The organism is Pseudomonas sp. NCIMB 10586 (assembly GCF_023127895.1).
GTDB lineage: Bacteria > Pseudomonadota > Gammaproteobacteria > Pseudomonadales > Pseudomonadaceae > Aquipseudomonas > Aquipseudomonas synxantha_A.
On record NZ_SPKQ01000044.1, the window covers coordinates 1 to 17521 of the forward strand.

Consider the following 17521-nt stretch of genomic DNA (forward strand, 5'->3'; position numbering starts at 1 on the left):
CTGTAAAAGCGGAACCAATATCAGCCGTTACCCAAATAACGGATATGTACTCAGTCGGATCCAGCATCCTGGCCGGCCCTGAGGCCGCCATCGGGAGCAAGCCCCCTCCCACAGGTGCCGCGTCACATCACATCCTGATGCCTAGCCCCTCAATTACACGGCTTGTCGTCACGACGCACTTGCGCCTGGGTAGCGCTCCAGTCCGTCAACAGGCTGTACGCCACCGCCAGCAGCGTCGGCCCGATAAACAGCCCGATAAAGCCAAAGGCGATCAACCCCCCAAACACCCCCAGCAGCACAATCACCAACGGCAGGTTACCGCCACGACTGATCAGATACGGCTTGAGCACGTTGTCCACACCGCTGATCACAAACGTACCCCATACCCCAAGGAACACCGCATAGGTGTAGTCACCCTTCCACGCCAGCCAGGCCGTGGCCGGAATCCACACCAGCGGCGGGCCCATGGGGATCAGGCTGAGCAGGAAGGTAACAATACCCAGCACCAGCGCACCCGGCACGCCGGCGATCAGGAAGCCGATCAGCGCCAGCAAGGCCTGGGCCGCCGCAGTGCCGATCACACCATTGACCACCCGCTGCACCGTACCGGCCACCAGCTCGATGTAATAGCCGGCACGTTCACCGATCAGCCGTTCCAGCAGACGGTGCACAAACATCGCCAGGCGCGGCCCATCACGGTAGAAAAAGAACACGAAGACCAGGCTCAGGGTCAGCTCAAGAATACCGCCGCCAATTTGCGCACTGCGTGCCAGCAACCAGTTGCCGACCTGGCCGAGGTACGGCTTGATGCTGACCATCAGCGCCGCGCCTTGTTGGTCAATGCTGTCCCACATCGCCACCAGGCGCTCGCCGACGAACGGGATCGAGCCCAACCAGGTCGGCGCCTCGGGCAAGCCGTCGACCTGAATGTCTTTAATCAGCGCCACCGCATCGCGCACATGGTCGGCCAGGTTGAACCCCAGCCATACCAGCGGCACCGCCACCAGCAGCATCCAGCCCAAGGTCAGGATGCCGGCGGCCAGAGACTCCCGCCCGCCCAGCCAGCGAGTGAGCAAACGCATCAGCGGCCAACTGGCAAACGCCAGCACCGCGCCCCAGAACAGCGCCGACCAGAACGGCGCCATGACCCAGAAGCTGGCGCCAAACAGCACCAGCAGCAGGATTTGCACCAGCAGGCGATCGTTATTGAGCATCGGGTATCTCGAGAATAAGGCTGTAGGAAGAGAGCTTAGGCGAACGGCACGGGTCCGTTCGCCTTGTAATGGTCAGCGTATCAGATGCAGGTGCAAACCCTTAGCGTCACCGCTGCCGGTTTCCAGGCGTGCGGCGCGTACGCCCTTGTCGACCAGGGCCTGGCGCCAGGCCTCGGCTTTCGGGCCGGTCAGGCTCACGCGCAAGGTGGTATCAAGGTTCAACCCACGGGAAATCAAGGTCAGCCAGGTGTCATCAGGCTCGGCGGCCAATGCAGGGAGATCCAGCTCGCCCGTGCTTTTGAGCTCTCGCAGCAGGGTGGCCGAGGTGGGTAGCAGATCGCCCAAGGGCGCGCTGGCATCGAGTTGCTCCACATGCAGGTAAGCGCGTCGGTTGCCGCGAGTAATGCCGTACAGCGCGACCAGCGAGTTGTTCTGCGGGGCGGCCAGGCGCAGTAGCAGGTATTCCTGCTGGCCGTCGGCCCCCACCAGCTTGGCGTTGCCGAACACTTCATTGGCCCACAGGCTGCTCTCGCCGCAATCGCGGGCCTGGCACCAGAACAACAGCTGCGCGCCCTTGGCCTGCAAAGCTTCGCGCGTTGCAGTAAAGGCGGCGCTGGAGCTGTGCTCCGCGGGCAATTCATAGGTGATTGCAGTGGCCTGGCCGCGCGCGGTGGCCTGGCCTTCGTAACGCAACTGGCCGCTGATCTTGCGGATCGCGCCCATGGGGTAGATGCGTTCCTTCTCTTCAGCGGGGCGATAGTCGACAATTTGCGCGTCAACCTGGCGGGACACGGCAGGTAAATCCTGGCTGCCTGGCACATCGGCGGCAAACACCAGGGGGCTGAAACAGCAAAGGCCAAGGGCACGGATACATCCTTTACCCAGGCTCATCGGATCGATAGGCCCTGGCCAATGGAGGTCACAGCGATGTTGAGTGTGTTCATGGTTGACTCCCTTTCAATCCGCCCAGCCTCGGCAGTTGACCCCGCCAAGTCAAGGCGTGGAGAAGAACCGATTGAAACAGTCTGCAACAAGAGCGGCGCCGGACTCATCATTCAGGTGCAAATGATGGCCACCTGGCAGCGTAGTAACGCTGAAGGGTAGCTGAGAAAGCAATTCAGCATGTTTCGCCAACATGCCGTCAGCCGCCACCACCAACTGCGCCGGGCAACTGACGCGACGCACAAAAGCCATGGCCTGTTCATCGGTCAGACGCATCGGCGATGCCAGGGTCAGGCGACTGTCGCTGCGCCAGGTGTAACCGTCCGGTACCGGCATCAAACCGCGCTGGGCCAGCAGTTGCGCCGCTTCACGACTGACCGCCACCACGCCCTTCATTCGCGCTTCAACCGCTTTTTCGAGGGTGTTGTAGACCGGCTTGCGCTTGTCCTGCAGGTTCAGTTGCGCCTGCAAGGCCATGCCCAGACGCTCGGCTGCATTCTCGCCGCTGGCGGTCGGCGGGATCACACCGTCGATCAAACCCAGGTGCGTCACTCGCTCCGGCAGCGCCCCGGCCAACACCAGCGAGACGATGGCGCCCAGGGAGTGGCCAAGTAATGCAAAACGTTTCAACCCCAGTTGTTCGGCCACCTGCAGCACGTCGTAGACATAATCCCACAAGGCGTAACCGGCGCCTGCCGGGCGATGGGCCGAATGCCCGTGCCCAGCCATATCCAGAGCGATGATGCGCAACCCGTGCAGCTTCGGCGCCAGGCGCGCAAAACTGTTGGCGTTGTCCAGCCAGCCATGCAGGGCAATCACTGGCAGGCCATCCTCGGGCCCGAACAGGTGCGCGGCCAATTCGATATGCCCCAGGCTCAGGCGAACCTCTTCGACCGGTGTACTCATGCGCAACTGCGCTCGCGGGCTTGCCAGCGGGCGAACAGGTTCTTGATCAAGGCAGCCGTGTCCTGGGGGCGTTCGAGGGGGAACATATGACCGCCTGGCATAGTGAGCATTTCGCCCATGGGCAAGCGGCCGACGCCGCTGGCATGGTGACGCATGACCACTCGGCTCTGGCGACCACGCACCACGGCCAGTGGCACTTTCAGCTGGCGTACCTGGCCCGGGCTGGTGTGCGGCACGCCCCGGTAGATGCTGATTTCGGTGGCCGGGTCGAAGCGCAGGCGCAGGCGGTCGCCGACTTGCTGCAAGCCATGCTCCAAATACGCGTCAAAGCATTCGGGGTCGAAGCCACGAAACAGGGTTTTGCCGGCGAAGTAGCTGCGTGCGGTGTCCAGGTCGGTGAATTCTTCACGCCGGCCAAGGGTACGTCCTGCCGGTGTCAGTCGATCGATAAAACCAAAGCGCTTGGCGGCGCGGATCACCCAGCGGTCGGCACGGGTGAGCACCGGCGAATCCAACATCACCACGCCACGGTACAACTGCGGGCAACGCATGGCCGCGTACAAATGCAGCACGCCACCGAGGGAATGGCCGACGCCCCACACGGGTTCCGGCTGTTGCTCAAGGTGGTGGATCAACTCGTCCACCAGGTTCTGCCAGTTATCATCCACCGGGAACCTGGGGTCGTGACCGTGCTGGGGCAGATGCGCCACCGTATATTCCGGGGCCAGCGCGGCAAACAGCTTGCCGTAGGTGGCCGAAGGGAAGCCATTGGCGTGGGTAAAAAACACGTGCTGCGACATACAGGTTCCATCGATAAAAACAGAGGTTGATTGTCACCATACCGGCCGCCTACAGCAATGACTGTAACTGCCAGGAATGATGACACTCACGCCACGCCTATCGTGCCGGCGGGTTTTCGCCCAGCGGCACCACGGCCATGGTCAGGCGCGAGACGCAACTGGCCTTGCCATCATCGCTGCTCAGGCGGATATCCCATACCTGTGTAGTGCGCCCGATATGAATGGCCTTGGCCACCGCCGTCACCCGCCCGCTGCGCACGCCACGCAGGTGGTTGGCATTGACCTCAAGGCCCACGCAATAAAACTTGCTGGCGTCGATGCACAGGTAAGCAGCCATGGAGCCGACGCTCTCGGCCAACACCACCGAGGCGCCACCATGCAGCAGGCCGTAGGGCTGATGGGTGCGGTGATCGACCACCATGCTGGCAGTGAGGGAGTGCTCGTCGAAGCTTTCGAAACGAATATCGAGCAACTCACCGATGGTGTTTTTCTGGATCGCGTTGAGTTGTTCGATATTCGGTTGGGTGCGCCACAGGCTCATAGGGTTGTCCTTGTTGGTTTTATTACGATCCTAATCCTGCCACAGAACGGTTTCAGCGCGCTCGCTCCAAGTGTGCAAATGTGGCCCGTACGTCGACTCGATCACGTTGCGCTTGATCTTCAAGGTCGGCGTGAGAAAGCCGTTTTCCACCGCCCAGTTGTCTTTCACCACCACCAATTGGCGCAAGCGCTCATGTTTATCCAGCCCGGCGTTGACCTGTGCCAGCCAGTGGTCAAGGTGGGTTTCAAGCGTTTGGCGGGCTTGGCCCTGTGCCGACAACACGCATAGCCCGATCGGTGCGCCAAGCCCCTCGCCGACTACACACACCTGTTCGATGCGTGCATGTTCGGCCAGGCGATTTTCAATCGGCGCCGGGGCCACGTATTTGCCTTTGCTGGTCTTGAAAATCTCCTTGAGGCGCCCGGTCAAGCGCAGACGACCGTCTGCGTCCTGCTCACCCTTGTCGCCGGTACGCAGGAAGCCATCTTCGGTAAGGGTCTCAGCGGTTTTTTGCGGGTCCTTGAAGTAGCCCAGCATGGTCGCGCCGCTGCGTACCTGCACTTCGCCTGATGGGTCGATGCGCACTTCTACGCCTGGGCAGGGCAGGCCAATCCAACCCAGCGTCTGTGCACCGGGGCGGCACACATGGGAATAGCCGCAGTTTTCGCTCATGCCGTACACCTCCAGCACGTCCAGGCCAAGGCGCTGATACCAACCCAGCAACGCCTCGGGCACGGGTGCCGCACCGGACAGGGCAATACGCAGTGCATCCAGCCCCAGTCCCGCGAGCACTTTATGACCGACGCGCTTGCCGATAAAAGGCAGGCGTAACAGGGTGTCGAGGCGTTTTTCCGGGATCTTGGCGTAGACACCCAACTGGAACCTGGTCCAGATACGTGGCACGCCAAACAAGGCCGTCGGCCGTGCCCTGCGCAAATCTTGCAGGAAGGTATCCAGGTTTTGCGCAAAAAATACGGTTTGCCCGGTGTAGATCGCCGCCATTTCCACAAACATGCGTTCGGCGACGTGGCACAGCGGCAGGTAGGACAGCAACCGATCGCCCTCCCCCAGGCCGAACAACTCGGTGCCGCGGGTGGCAGCGAAGCCCAGTGCCCCGAACGTTTGCATCACACCCTTCGGCAAACCGGTCGTCCCGGAGGTGTAGACGATGGTGGCCAGTGTCGAGCCAAGGGGTTCGGGGTGGTCCTGGATCGGTGAGCAGGCTTGCAGGTCCGCCCAGCTGAAATCGAACGTCCCCGCCGGGCACAGCGGCAGGCTAATGGTTGGCACACCCGCTGGCACACCCGGCGCCATTGCCGGCCAGTCATCGAGCTTGCCGATCAACGCCAACGCCGCCTCGGAATGGGTCAGCACATGGGCGACAGAGTCAGCGGTGAGGTTGGGATAAAGCGGCACCGAAACGTGCCCGGCCATCCAGATCGCCAGGTCGGCGATGATCCAGTGTGCGCAGTTTTTCGAGATCAGGGCGATGTGCGAACCTTGGGGCAAGTCACGTGCACGCAACCAGTGGGCAGCGCACCGGGCCTGGTGGCCGACATCGCCCCAGGTGAGGGTCTGCACCTCGCCACCGTCAATGGGCTGCACCAGAAAAACCTTACGCGGGTGCCGCGCTTCACGCTCGAAGAAGACCTGCAACGGCAAACGAAAAGCGACGGGCATGGGACGCGCTCCTTTGTGATCCGAGATACAGCCAACCAAGCACTTGCTTGGCTGACTGTATAGCACACACAAAGCCAACCATTTCTCAGGGAACACAGAACAGCCAACCGTAACCACGATGCGAAGCGAGCCGCTCTTGCTCTTGATCTGCTTTTGATCTCAGGCGCCCCGTCAAACCACGCTGGCCGGAATTCGACAGGGATTTGGGGGGTAAACCGGCAGGGATGCCGGTTTAGCCGCCCCGCGCCATGGATGGCGCGTGGCGGCGGCCCCCCAAATCCATGGCGGATTACGGGCACACCGAGCCCAGGCGAGGTGCCGAGTGGTGGCGCAAGAGCGCTTTGGTTACTTTCGCCTGGGCCGGCATTCCGGCTTTTCGAAAGTGACCCGCTGTAAGAGCGGAACCAATATCAGCCGTTACCGCAGCAATGGATATGTACTCGGTCTGATCCAAGCCCCCCGTCGGCTACAAGGCCGCCTTCGCGAGCAAGCCCGCTCCCACAGTTGGATCATGGAGTGTCGGGCAGACAAGCGTCGATTGGCAGGTCGTCACGGGAGCAAGCTCCCTCGCCACAGGCCCAGCCTCGCCCCTTATGCCTCGGGATTCTTCACCCCCACCAGACTCATCAAACCCGCCAGCGGAAAATCCCCCTCAAGCTCCGCCAGGCTGGCCGTATACATCGGCTGTGGCTGGCGCTGATGCCCATGCTGCAAAAAGCTGATCAAACTGCCCACCAAAGGCTGATGGCTGACCAGCAACACGTTGTCATCAGTATCAAGTTCCCTCAGCACCTGCTGAACATCACCATCAGGCGTCAGCCACGGCACCGTGCGCACATCCGGCTCGAACCCCAAAACTCCGCGCACCAATTGAGCCGTCTGCTGCGCCCGCACATAAGGGCTGGCGATGATGGCACTGAGAGGCTGCCCGATCAGGTGCGCAGCGCTGAGCAATACTTCGGCACGGCCATGCTCGGTAAGATTGCGTTCAGCGTCCGTGCGGGCGTGCACCTGGGCCTCCCCGTGGCGCAAAACCCACAACTTCATAGCTTTGGCTCTTCATCACGCACCGGGTGCGGTGCTGGCGGCACGCTGTGGGCGGCTTCGCCTTCGGGTGCACGCGGGGCTGGCCAATCGGCAAACGGCCAAGGCTTTTGGTCGGTGTGGAAGCTACCGAAGCGGCCGATCTGCGCCAGGAACTGGCTGAGGCTATCGCCAAAATTCATCAGGCCCAGGTTCGGCGCACCGTAGACAAGCCGGTAAATCAATTGCACCACCACCAACGCGCCGAGCAGCAATTGCGCCACCTGCCACACCAGCGCAAACGCCAGCATCCACAGAATGCGCAAGGCAATCGACTCATATTTGGGGGCTGCTTTCGGATCGTTCATGGCGCGTTCCTCAGTTGAAACCACTGGTAGAAATAAAGTCGACATCGGTCTTGGGCTCGGCCCGCATCAACAACTCGATGACCTGCTCCAAGGTGCGCCCTTCGAACAGGATCGCGTGCAAACCGGCGACCAGCGGCATATACACCCCCACTTCCTGGGCCTTGGCCTTCAATACCTTGAGGGTGTTGACCCCTTCGGCCACTTCACCCAGACGCGTCACAGCGTCTTCCAGGCTCAGCCCTTGGCCCAGGGCAAAACCTACCTGATAGTTGCGGCTTTTGGGCGATGAGCAGGTGACGATCAAGTCACCCACGCCCGCAAGGCCCAGGAACGTCATCGGGTTGGCACCCTGGTTCACCGCAAAGCGGGTCATCTCGGCCAGCGCACGGGTGATCAGCATACTCTTGGTGTTTTCACCCATGCCCAAGGCGACGGCCATGCCGGCAATGATCGCGTAGACGTTTTTCAGCGCCCCGCCCAACTCGACACCAAAGCGATCGGCGCTGGCGTAGACCCGGAAGGTGCGGCCATGCAGCACGGCCTGTACCTGCTCACACAAGGCGTCGTCTTCACTGGCGACCACCGTGGCGGTCAAGGCGTGTTCGGCCACCTCCCGCGCCAGGTTCGGGCCGGACAGCACGCCAATGCGCGCCAGTGGTGCAATCTCGGTGAGGATTTCACTCATCAGTTTGAAGGTCTGGGCCTCAATGCCTTTGGTCAGGCTGACCAGCAACTTGCCTGCCAGGCGCTCGGCGTGCGGCGCCAGCACTGAGCGCAACGCACTGGAGGGCAGCGCGACGAAGCACAGGTCGCACGCAGTGAGCGTTTCCAGCAGGTCGGTAACCGGTTCGACAGCTGGATGAATCTTGATGCCTTTAAGGTAACGGGGGTTTTCCCGGTGCACGCGAATGGCTTCAGCCTGCTCGGGGTCGCGCATCCACTGACGCACGGCATGGCCGTTCTCGGCCAGCAGGTTAGCCACGGCGGTGCCAAAACTTCCGCCTCCCAGGACCGCAATAGGGCGCTGTTGAGTCATATGCAATCCGTTAATCCATACCAATGGCGATGGCGGCATTATACGGGCCGCCCGGCTTGCGGCCAGCCCCCGTATCAATTCGCGCACTTGTCGGAAAATGCCACGTTTGTACGAAGTAATTGCAAGTCCGACGACTGGCAAATAGCCCCACCTCAGTTAACATGGGCGGCTATCCGTCATTAACAAGGCCGTGCCGTGTACCTGGGCCCTCCTCCTCGCTCATCTCTATGGTTGATGCTGTTGTGCAGCGTACCTGCCCTGGCTGACGATCTGTTTCTCGACAGCCAGCCGCTGCCGCAGGTGTTGACCGCCACGCGCCTCAAGCAATCGGCCGCCGCCGTGCCCGGCAGCATGACGGTGATCGACAGTGAGCTGATCAAGGCCAGCGGCGCCCGGGACATCGCCGAACTGCTGCGCCTGGTGCCCGGGATGATGGTCGGCTATACCACCGGCAACCAGGCGTCGGTCAACTACCACGGCACCAGCGCCAGTGATGCGCGGCGGATGCAGGTGCTGATCGACGGGCGTTCGGTGTACCGCGCCGGCCTGGCCACGGTGGACTGGAGCGATATCCCGGTGGCCATGGAAGATATCGAACGCATTGAGGTATTTCGCGGCCCTAATACCGTCAGCTATGGCGCCAATGCACTAATGGCGGTGGTCAATATCCTCACCCGTTCCCCCGCCAACAGCCAGGGCTCGCGGGTGAAGGTCACCCGCGGCGAACGGGGGATCAACGACTTCTATGCCAGCCAGGGCGTGGGTTGGGAAACCGGCGATTTGCGCTTATCCCTGTCCGGGCAACAGGACGACGGTTTTGACAGCGACGCGGTCGGCGCCGACCGCCGTGACGGTCGCCGTCTCAACCGTTTCAGCCTGGCGGTGAGCCAGACGCTGAACGCGCAACAAAGTATCGACTGGCAACTCAATGCCAAGGAAGGCACCAATCAGCGCCCTTATACCTACACCCCGGTGTTTGACGGGATCAGCGAAGGCGGCAGCAATTCCGATGTTGTCGCCAAGGACTACGCTGGCTCTTTGCGCTGGAATTTCGACTTCAATCCCGATCACAGTCTGTATATCCAGGGTTCAGCCCAGCAATGGGACCGCCGACAGGTCTGGAAAGCCTGTGATGCCAAGGTCTCGTTCAGCCCGCAGCTGACCCAGTTGTGGCAACTGAACCCCAACTATGCCGAACTGTTGGCGCGGCACATGGACACCTACAGCCAAGGCTCTCCACCCCCGGGAAGCGCCGCCGAGCAGGCATTGGCCAACCAGGTGCTGGATCAATGGAAGAACCACGGCGGCAAGGACACCGTCTGCGGCGATATCGACCAAAGCACCCGCGAAAGCCGCTACGACGTGGAGATCCAGGACACCTTCAGCCTCTCCGACAGCTTGCGCCTGGTCAGCGGCATCAACTATCGCTATGACCGCGCCGACTCGGACACCTACTTCAATGGAACCCTGGACGACACCACCTGGCGCCTGTTCGGGCACCTTGAATGGCGGGCCAGCGAACACTGGCTGCTGCAGGGTGGCGCCATGTACGAAGACAGTCACCTGAGCGGCGACTCACTGACGCCGCGTGTGGCGGTCAATTACCTGATCAACCCGCGTCACGGGTTGCGGGCGGTTTACTCCGAGGCGATCCGCTCGCCGGACATGTTCGAGAACAACGTCAATTGGAGCTACCGCGTCAACAACCTCAGCTCCCCGGCCTACGGACAAAACTCCGGGCAATATTTTGTCGTGACGCGCGGCCCTGGCGACCTCGACAAAGAGTTGATGCGCTCCCGAGAACTGGGCTACAACGGGTTCTTTGCCGACCTGGGGCTGAATGTCGACGTGAAGCTGTTCTATGACGAAATCACCGACATGATCAGCTCGCCGCTGCGCAACAACCAATACATCGCCAGCAACGCCAACAGCTCGCGCTTTACCGGTGCCGAATCACAGTTCGACTGGCGCATGAGCAACACCGACCGCCTGCGCCTGACCTACGCTTATGTCGACGCTACTTCCAGCAACCCACGGGACAAGGCGCAAACCGCGCGCAACAGCGGCTCGGCCGGTTGGCTGCGCGAGTGGGGCCAAGGGTGGTCCAGCGCCCTGTTCTACTATGGCGACGACGCTCTTAACCAGTATCGCTTCCAACGGGTCGACCTGCGGGTAGCCAAACGCATTGCCGTGGGCAAAACCAATGTGGAGCTGGCCGGCATGTTGCAGCAACGCCTTGATGACCAGCCCACCACCTGGGCCGACAATAATTACGACCATCGTCACGTTCTCTACTTCAGCGCCGAGCTGGACTTCTGACATGGCCGATCAGTCACGGATGACCCTCTTGCTGCTTTCACGATTGTGGCGCCGTGGCGTGCTGCTCGCGTGCCTGCTGCTGGCGGTGCCGGCGTGGAGTGCCGATATCCTGCTGACGGCTGCCGAAGACGGCGCCGGGGTGCAAGCCTTCACCCAGGCCCTTGCCCAGCAGCGCCCCGACGACCGGGTCAGCTTCACCCCGCTCAAGGACTTGCCGACACCGAGCCAGTTGCCCGCCGGCACTCGCTTGATCCTCCTGGACCTGCCCAGCCTCGATTGGCGCCTGCTGGATACCCAGGGACCGCCGACCCTGGTGCTGCGCATCAGCCGCCTGCAGGCGCGGCAACGCCTGGGTAATACGCACCCGGCCAAAATCAGCCTGCTATGGAGCGACCCGCCGCTGGAGCGTCAGTTGCGCCTGATCGCCGACACCCTGCCGCAGGCACGACGCATCGGTGTGCTTTACGGTGCCGACAGTGAATTCCTGCTGCGCGAGCTGATCCGGTTTGCCACCCCCCTGGGCCTGGAAATCGTGCCTCAGCTCTGGGACAACACCAGTGACAGCCGCCCGCTGCAAACCCTGTTCAAGAACAGCGATGTGCTGCTCGGCCTTGACGACCCGCAACTGTACAACCCCAAAACGGTAAAGAACCTGTTGCTGAGCAGCTACGCCCAGCAACTGCCCCTGATAGGGCCCAATGCCGGGTTTGTCCGGGCCGGCAGCCTGGCCAGCACCTACAGCGATCAGCCCGACTGGCTTGCCGTGCTCGACCGCCTGCTGGATCACCCGCCGGCCAATTGGCCGCACACGTTGTACCCGCAACACTTCAAAGTAGTGGGCAACCCGCAAGTCGCGCGCTCACTGGGTATCGAACAGGTTGATGAAACCGCCGTCGCCGCCCGCTTGGCCGAAGGAGAGAAACGCCCATGACCTTGCGTCGCCGTTGGGATATCAACACCCGCACCCAGCTCATTACCCTGGGCCCCGCGTTATTGTTGACCCTGCTGTTGATCAGCTTCTTTACCTTCGTACGGATCCAGGATTTGCGCCAGGAGCTGGACCACACCGGCCAATTGATCGCCAACCAACTGGCGCCTGCGACTGAGTATGGAGTGATTTCCGGCAACAACGATGTGCTTGAAGCGCTGCTGCGTGCGACCTTGGCCACGCCTCACGTGCGCTTCCTGGAAATTCAGAACAGCGCCGAAAACATTCTGGTGTATGTCGAGCAGCCGTCGGAAAGACATGACCGCTCGCTGTCCGTGAAAGTGTTCCAGGCGCCAATCCGCCTGCAACACATCCAGCTCAACAATGACTTTTTCCAGGACAACCTCAACGAACCCAAGGCACCCCGAGCCGACTACCTGGGGCGGGTGATTGTCGGCATGTCCAATGACGCGTTCAGCCAGCGCCAACAGGAAATCCTGTTCAAGGCCGGGATCCTGGCGCTGTTCGCCTTGCTGTTTACCTTCCTGCTGGCACGACGCCTGGCGGCAAGCCTGTCGCAACCAATAAGCGCGATGGGCCATGCGGTCAAGGCTATCCAGCAAGGCGATTACAAAACCCCGCTACCGATTGTCGATGACTCGGAGCTGGGTGACCTTTCGCGGCATATCAACAACCTGGCCGAAGGCCTGAACCAGGCCAGTCGCGAGCAGCAACAAGCCATGGCCCAGTTGATCCAGACCCGCGAGGAGGCCGAGCGCGCGAACAATGCCAAATCGGATTTCCTGGCGATGATGAGCCATGAACTGCGCACGCCCATGAACGGCGTGCTGGGCATGTTGCAACTGCTGGAAACCACCGACATGACTGCCGAACAGACCGAGTACGCGGCGCTGGCCTCCGAGTCCACCGAGCACCTGCTCAAGGTGATCAACGACATCCTCGACTTCTCACGCATTGAGCGCGCCGCCCTGGAACTGGAACATATTGCGTTCAACCTTGCCGACCTGATCAACAGTTGCGCCCAAGCCTTCCAGCACAGTGCCCAGCAACGCGGGCTGAGCCTGGAGCTGCCGATTCCTGCGGGCATGGAGGCCCTGCGGGTGCGAGGCGATCCGACGCGGATCCGGCAGATCCTGGTAAACCTGATAGGTAATGCGTTGAAATTTACCGAACGCGGCAGCGTGACCGTCGAGCCCCATTGGCAAACCCTGGACCACGAACTGGTGTGGTTCACCTGCACCGTGCGCGACAGCGGTATCGGTATTTGCGCCGAACGCCTGGAGCTGATGTTCGATGCGTTCCAGCAGGCCGACAGCTCCATTTCCAGACGCTACGGCGGGACTGGCCTGGGCTTGCCCATCGCCCGCACCCTGGCCGAACGCATGGGTGGCACCTTGCGGGCCCAAAGCGAAGAAGGCCGGGGCTCGGTGTTTACCCTGGAAATCCCGCTGGCCATCGATCAGCAACAAGTACAGGCCATTACGCCCGACGCCCTCGGCAAGGCCAGTGCCGGCGAAGGACGCCACGTATTGCTGGTGGAAGACAACCCGGTCAACCGTACAGTGGTCGAAGCAATGCTGCGCAGCCTGGGCTTTGAAGTCAGCCTGGCCACCGACGGCGCCGAGGCGATCCGCAGCGCCGAGAGCCTGATCTTCACTGCTATCCTGATGGATTGCCGGCTGCCATTGATCGACGGCTACGAAGCCACTCGCCAGATTCGCCAACTGCCTGGCTGCGCCGATCTGCCGATCATCGCCCTGACGGCCAATGCCTTGCAGGGCGACCGCGAAGCCTGTCTGGCAGCCGGAATGAACGATTACCTGGCCAAGCCGTTCAAACGCACGGATTTGCAGCAAATCCTGCAACGCTGGGTGCAATAGCGCCGCGCCATCAACCAACTGCGACTGGCGTGAAAGACGAAAGTGCGGCAGTCTTAGGCACCCGAACGGGCCGATAAACAGGCCCGGTTTAAAATTTCAGTGAACAAGTGTACATTGAGTGCCTTGCCGCTGTGACTTTCACTACAACGCAATAGTCTATGTGTAGGCTGCCGCTATGAGGCATGAACGCTTCATTCGGTTCGGGAAGATTTGCCCAACCCAGCCGCATGGGATTATTGAGGAGCTCGCATGACCAAACAAAACGCCTTTACTCGGGAAGACCTGCTGCGCTGCAGTCGCGGTGAGCTGTTCGGCCCAGGTAACGCGCAACTGCCCGCCCCGAACATGCTGATGGTGGATCGCATCACCCATATCAGCGAAGAAGGTGGCAAGTACGGCAAAGGTGAATTGGTCGCCGAGCTGGATATCACCCCGGACCTCTGGTTCTTCGCCTGCCACTTCGAAGGCGACCCTGTGATGCCAGGCTGCCTGGGCCTCGACGCCATGTGGCAACTGGTCGGCTTCTACCTGGGCTGGCAAGGCCTGCCGGGCCGCGGTCGCGCCCTGGGTTCGGGCGAAGTGAAGTTCTTTGGCCAAGTCCTGCCGACCGCCAAGAAAGTCACCTACAACATTCAAATCAAGCGCGTCCTCAAGGGCAAGCTGAACCTGGCCATCGCCGACGGTTCGGTGACTGTCGACGGTCGCGAGATCTATACTGCCGAAGGCCTTCGGGTCGGCGTATTCACTTCCACTGACAACTTTTAAGGGTTATCCGCATGCGCCGCGTCGTTATCACTGGTCTGGGCATCGTTTCTTGCCTGGGCAATGACAAAGAGACCGTCACCGCTAACCTGCGTGCAAGTCGCCCTGGCATCCGCTTCAACCCGGAATATGCCGAAATGGGTCTGCGTAGCCAGGTTTCCGGCTCCATCGACCTGCCCCTCGAAGAACTGATCGATCGCAAGATCTATCGCTTCGTCGGCCACGCTGCCGCCTACGCCTACCTGGCCATGAAAGACGCGATCGCCGATTCGGGCCTGAGCGAAGACCAGGTTTCGAACGTACGCACCGGCCTGATTGCCGGCTCCGGCGGCGCATCGACCCTCAACCAGATGGAAGCGCTGGATATCCTGCGCGAAAAAGGCGTGAAGCGCGTTGGCCCGTACCGTGTAACGCGGACCATGGGCAGCACCGTTTCCGCCTGCCTGGCCACGCCATTCCAGATCAAGGGTGTGAACTACTCGATCTCCTCCGCGTGCGCTACCAGCGCCCACTGCATCGGGACTGCCGTTGAGCAGATCCAGCTGGGCAAGCAGGACATCGTATTCGCCGGCGGCGGTGAAGAAGAACATTGGAGCCAGTCGTTCCTGTTCGACGCCATGGGCGCACTGTCCACCCAGTACAACGAAACCCCAGAGAAAGCCTCTCGCGCCTACGACGCCAAGCGTGACGGTTTCGTCATCGCCGGCGGTGGCGGCATGGTCGTGGTTGAAGAGCTGGAACACGCTCTGGCCCGCGGCGCCAAGATCTACGCGGAAATCGTCGGCTACGGCGCGACGTCCGACGGCTACGACATGGTTGCCCCAAGCGGCGAAGGCGCGATCCGCTGCATGCAGATGGCCATGTCCACCGTTGATACCCCAATCGACTACCTGAACACCCACGGCACCTCGACTCCGGTCGGCGACGCCAAGGAAATGGAAGGCGTGCGCGCGGTATTCGGCGACAAGGCTCCGGCCATCAGCTCTACCAAGAGCCTGTCGGGTCACTCCCTGGGCGCCGCCGGCGTTCACGAAGCGATCTACTGCCTGCTGATGATGGAAGGCAACTTCATGGCCGGCTCGGCCAACATCGACGAGCTGGACCCAGCCGTTGCTGATATGCCGATCCTGACCAAGACCCGTGAAGATGCAAAAATCGACACCGTGATGAGCAACAGCTTCGGCTTCGGTGGCACCAATGCCACCCTCGTGCTGAAACGCTGGCAGGGCAAGTAAGCCTCGCAGGTTGATCACATGAAAAAGCCCCGACTGGTTCGGGGCTTTTTTTGCGCTTTGATTTGAAACCGCGTCGCCTTCATCGCAGGCAAGCCAGCTCCCACCTTCGATCGCGTTCATCCTGAAGGAATGCAGTCCAGTGTGGGAGCTGGCTTGCCTGCGAATGGGTCAACCCGGTTCCCCGCCCTACACCGAAAACCGCGCCACCATCGAATTCAGGTCCACCGCCAACCGCGACAACTCCTGGCTCGCCGCGCTGGTCTGGTTCGCCCCGGCAGACGTCTGGTGCGCCAGGTCGCGGATATTCGTCAAGTTACGATCCACCTCCCGCGCCACTGCTGCCTGCTGCTCCGAAGCACTGGCAATCAACAGGTTGCGCTCGTTGATCAGGGTGAATGCCGAGGCGATCTCTTCCAGCGCCGTGCCGGCAGACTTGGCGATATCCAGCGTGGAACGCGCCCGCGTGTTGCTCTGTTGCATGGAGCTGACGGCCTGGTCGGTGCCCTGCTGAATCCCACTGATCATCTGCTCGATTTCCTGGGTCGACTGTTGCGTGCGATGGGCCAAGGCACGCACTTCATCGGCCACTACCGCAAAACCGCGCCCGGCATCCCCGGCTCGCGCCGCTTCAATGGCCGCGTTCAGTGCCAGCAGGTTGGTTTGCTCGGCAATCGAGCGAATCACGTCCAGGACTTTACTGATGCCATAGACCTTTTGCGCCAGCGCCTCGACCTGGGTCACATTGGCGGTCACATCGGTAGCCAGGGCTTCAATCGACACCACCGTCTGCTGCACCTGCTCACGGCCCTGCTGGGCAATGCGGTCAGAATCGCGTGAAGCATGGGACGTGGCCACCGCGTTGCTCGCCACCTCTTCCACCGCCGCCGTCATCTGGTTGACCGCCGTGGCCGCCTGTTCGATCTCCTGGTTCTGCTGATGCAGGCCGCGCGTGGCATCCTCCGTCACGCAACTGAGTTCTTCGGAAGCAGAAGCCAATTGGTTGGACGATTCAGCAATGCGCCGGATAGTATCGCGCAGATTCTCTTGCATGCCCTTGAGAGCCTGCTGCAAACGCGCCGGCTCATCGCTGCCGCTCACGCGGATCTCACCGGTCAGGTCGCCGCTGGCCACGCCCTGAGCTACTTTCAGCGATTGGGCCAGCGGTAGCACGATGCTGCGGGTCAGCCAGACCGCCAGGCCAATGGTGATCAATGCCGTGAGGATGATCATGCCAATCACCCCGGTACGCGACTGACTGAAAACGCTTTGCGCGAGGCTGGCCGCCTGATTGGCACTGGTTTTATTGAGGGTGACCAGATCGCGCAACGTGACGGCGATTTGATCGGCGAGCTGATTCATCTCACCGTTGGCCACTTTGATCGCTTCATCGAGCCGGTTGGCCTTGGAAAACCCCATGACCTGCTCCTGACGTTGCAGGTATTGCTGTTCCTGGACCTTGAAACGATCGAACAGCGTGCGCTCTTCAGGGAGCACGATCAGCCCTTCGTAGAGGGCTTGCGCATGGGGCATGCCATTCTTGAGGTCGGTCAGTTTCTGCTCGTTTTGTGCCAACGCCTGCGGATCGCGGTTAACCAACAAGCGCAGGGTCAGCGCACGCACGCGCAGCAGGTCCTGATTCATCTCCCCCACCGCCATGACGCTGGGCAACCAGTTGCTCTCCACCTGGTCCGACTGCTGGCGCATATTGGCCATCTGCAACAGGGCAAAGCCGCCCAACGCGAATACCATCAAGGCCAGCACGCCAAAGCCCAAGCCGGCGCGAGGCGCGATATTCAAACTACGGATATTCATGCCTGGATTCCTTCCAAAAAAGTACTGCATCCACCTGCAGTGTGGTCTTGGAAG

General features: G+C 61.4%; 15 protein-coding genes. 5 read left to right on the forward strand and 10 right to left on the reverse strand.

Annotation, left to right across the window (positions count from 1 at the left end):
• Positions 1 to 149: 149 nt before the first annotated feature.
• The 9 genes from E4P01_RS19355 to E4P01_RS19395 all read right to left on the reverse strand — a co-directional run bounded on the left by E4P01_RS19355 (position 150) and on the right by E4P01_RS19395 (position 8510).
• On the reverse strand, positions 150 to 1214 hold the full coding sequence (locus E4P01_RS19355) for an AI-2E family transporter (RefSeq protein WP_005786630.1): 1065 nt from the start codon (positions 1212 to 1214) through the stop codon (positions 150 to 152).
• A gap of 72 nt (positions 1215 to 1286) precedes the next feature.
• Positions 1287 to 2105 carry a DUF4892 domain-containing protein gene (locus E4P01_RS19360; RefSeq protein WP_148852271.1) on the reverse strand — a complete coding sequence of 273 codons (819 nt, stop codon included), beginning with the start codon at positions 2103 to 2105 and terminating at the stop codon, positions 1287 to 1289.
• 102 nt (positions 2106 to 2207) lie between these two features.
• Positions 2208 to 3062 carry an alpha/beta fold hydrolase gene (locus tag E4P01_RS19365; protein ID WP_216090967.1) on the reverse strand — a complete coding sequence of 285 codons (855 nt, stop codon included), beginning with the start codon at positions 3060 to 3062 and terminating at the stop codon, positions 2208 to 2210.
• A complete protein-coding gene (locus tag E4P01_RS19370) occupies positions 3059 to 3862 on the reverse strand; it encodes an alpha/beta hydrolase (RefSeq protein WP_078820737.1) in 804 nt (267 codons plus the stop codon). Before E4P01_RS19370 ends, E4P01_RS19365 begins: the two co-directional genes overlap by 4 nt.
• 97 nt (positions 3863 to 3959) lie before the next feature.
• Positions 3960 to 4403, reverse strand: coding sequence for a hotdog fold thioesterase (locus E4P01_RS19375; protein WP_078820736.1), 444 nt, complete (start codon positions 4401 to 4403; stop codon positions 3960 to 3962).
• Positions 4404 to 4433: 30 nt separating this feature from the next.
• Positions 4434 to 6083: an AMP-binding protein gene (locus E4P01_RS19380; RefSeq protein ID WP_032877081.1), complete on the reverse strand. Its 1650-nt coding sequence runs from the start codon at positions 6081 to 6083 to the stop codon at positions 4434 to 4436.
• A gap of 591 nt (positions 6084 to 6674) precedes the next feature.
• On the reverse strand, positions 6675 to 7130 hold the full coding sequence (gene sixA, locus E4P01_RS19385) for a phosphohistidine phosphatase SixA (protein ID WP_032877082.1): 456 nt from the start codon (positions 7128 to 7130) through the stop codon (positions 6675 to 6677).
• Positions 7127 to 7474, reverse strand: a complete 348-nt coding sequence (locus E4P01_RS19390; protein WP_032877083.1) for a DUF4389 domain-containing protein — start codon at positions 7472 to 7474, stop codon at positions 7127 to 7129. The genes sixA and E4P01_RS19390 overlap by 4 nt, the downstream gene beginning before the upstream one ends.
• A 10-nt stretch (positions 7475 to 7484) precedes the next feature.
• Positions 7485 to 8510, reverse strand: coding sequence for an NAD(P)H-dependent glycerol-3-phosphate dehydrogenase (locus tag E4P01_RS19395; RefSeq protein WP_005786614.1), 1026 nt, complete (start codon positions 8508 to 8510; stop codon positions 7485 to 7487).
• Between the two features lie 195 nt (positions 8511 to 8705).
• On the opposite strand from E4P01_RS19395, the gene E4P01_RS19400 reads away from it, so the two are divergent.
• The 5 genes from E4P01_RS19400 (at position 8706) to fabB (ending at position 15655) form a co-directional block, all read left to right on the forward strand.
• Entirely contained in the window at positions 8706 to 10829 is a 2124-nt protein-coding gene (locus E4P01_RS19400; protein WP_005786612.1) for a TonB-dependent receptor, read from the forward strand.
• Position 10830: 1 nt separating this feature from the next.
• The gene (locus E4P01_RS19405) at positions 10831 to 11760 is read left to right on the forward strand and encodes an ABC transporter substrate-binding protein (protein WP_078820727.1); all 930 of its coding nucleotides are present in this window, start codon (positions 10831 to 10833) and stop codon (positions 11758 to 11760) included.
• Positions 11757 to 13658: an ATP-binding protein gene (locus tag E4P01_RS19410; RefSeq protein ID WP_078820726.1), complete on the forward strand. Its 1902-nt coding sequence runs from the start codon at positions 11757 to 11759 to the stop codon at positions 13656 to 13658. Before E4P01_RS19405 ends, E4P01_RS19410 begins: the two co-directional genes overlap by 4 nt.
• A gap of 249 nt (positions 13659 to 13907) precedes the next feature.
• A complete protein-coding gene (gene fabA, locus E4P01_RS19415) occupies positions 13908 to 14423 on the forward strand; it encodes a 3-hydroxyacyl-[acyl-carrier-protein] dehydratase FabA (RefSeq protein WP_003210552.1) in 516 nt (171 codons plus the stop codon).
• A gap of 11 nt (positions 14424 to 14434) precedes the next feature.
• Positions 14435 to 15655 (forward strand): beta-ketoacyl-ACP synthase I, encoded by a 1221-nt coding sequence (gene fabB, locus E4P01_RS19420; RefSeq protein ID WP_032877086.1) that lies wholly within the window; start codon positions 14435 to 14437, stop codon positions 15653 to 15655.
• 186 nt (positions 15656 to 15841) lie between these two features.
• Here the strand turns inward: fabB and E4P01_RS19425 are convergent, their stop codons facing one another.
• On the reverse strand, positions 15842 to 17467 hold the full coding sequence (locus E4P01_RS19425) for a methyl-accepting chemotaxis protein (RefSeq protein ID WP_216090966.1): 1626 nt from the start codon (positions 17465 to 17467) through the stop codon (positions 15842 to 15844).
• Between the last annotated feature and the right edge of the window lie 54 nt (positions 17468 to 17521).

Coding starts and splice junctions, on each gene's coding strand:
- fabB (WP_032877086.1), top strand. CDS start 14,435: ATGCGCCGCGTCGTTATCACTGGTCTGGGCATCGTTTCTTGCCTGGGC.
- E4P01_RS19395 (WP_005786614.1), bottom strand. CDS start 8,510: ATGACTCAACAGCGCCCTATTGCGGTCCTGGGAGGCGGAAGTTTTGGC.
- E4P01_RS19425 (WP_216090966.1), bottom strand. CDS start 17,467: ATGAATATCCGTAGTTTGAATATCGCGCCTCGCGCCGGCTTGGGCTTT.
- E4P01_RS19375 (WP_078820736.1), bottom strand. CDS start 4,403: ATGAGCCTGTGGCGCACCCAACCGAATATCGAACAACTCAACGCGATC.
- E4P01_RS19370 (WP_078820737.1), bottom strand. CDS start 3,862: ATGTCGCAGCACGTGTTTTTTACCCACGCCAATGGCTTCCCTTCGGCC.
- E4P01_RS19410 (WP_078820726.1), top strand. CDS start 11,757: ATGACCTTGCGTCGCCGTTGGGATATCAACACCCGCACCCAGCTCATT.
- E4P01_RS19405 (WP_078820727.1), top strand. CDS start 10,831: ATGGCCGATCAGTCACGGATGACCCTCTTGCTGCTTTCACGATTGTGG.
- E4P01_RS19355 (WP_005786630.1), bottom strand. CDS start 1,214: ATGCTCAATAACGATCGCCTGCTGGTGCAAATCCTGCTGCTGGTGCTG.
- E4P01_RS19365 (WP_216090967.1), bottom strand. CDS start 3,062: ATGAGTACACCGGTCGAAGAGGTTCGCCTGAGCCTGGGGCATATCGAA.
- E4P01_RS19380 (WP_032877081.1), bottom strand. CDS start 6,083: ATGCCCGTCGCTTTTCGTTTGCCGTTGCAGGTCTTCTTCGAGCGTGAA.
- E4P01_RS19360 (WP_148852271.1), bottom strand. CDS start 2,105: ATGAGCCTGGGTAAAGGATGTATCCGTGCCCTTGGCCTTTGCTGTTTC.
- E4P01_RS19390 (WP_032877083.1), bottom strand. CDS start 7,474: ATGAACGATCCGAAAGCAGCCCCCAAATATGAGTCGATTGCCTTGCGC.
- sixA (WP_032877082.1), bottom strand. CDS start 7,130: ATGAAGTTGTGGGTTTTGCGCCACGGGGAGGCCCAGGTGCACGCCCGC.
- fabA (WP_003210552.1), top strand. CDS start 13,908: ATGACCAAACAAAACGCCTTTACTCGGGAAGACCTGCTGCGCTGCAGT.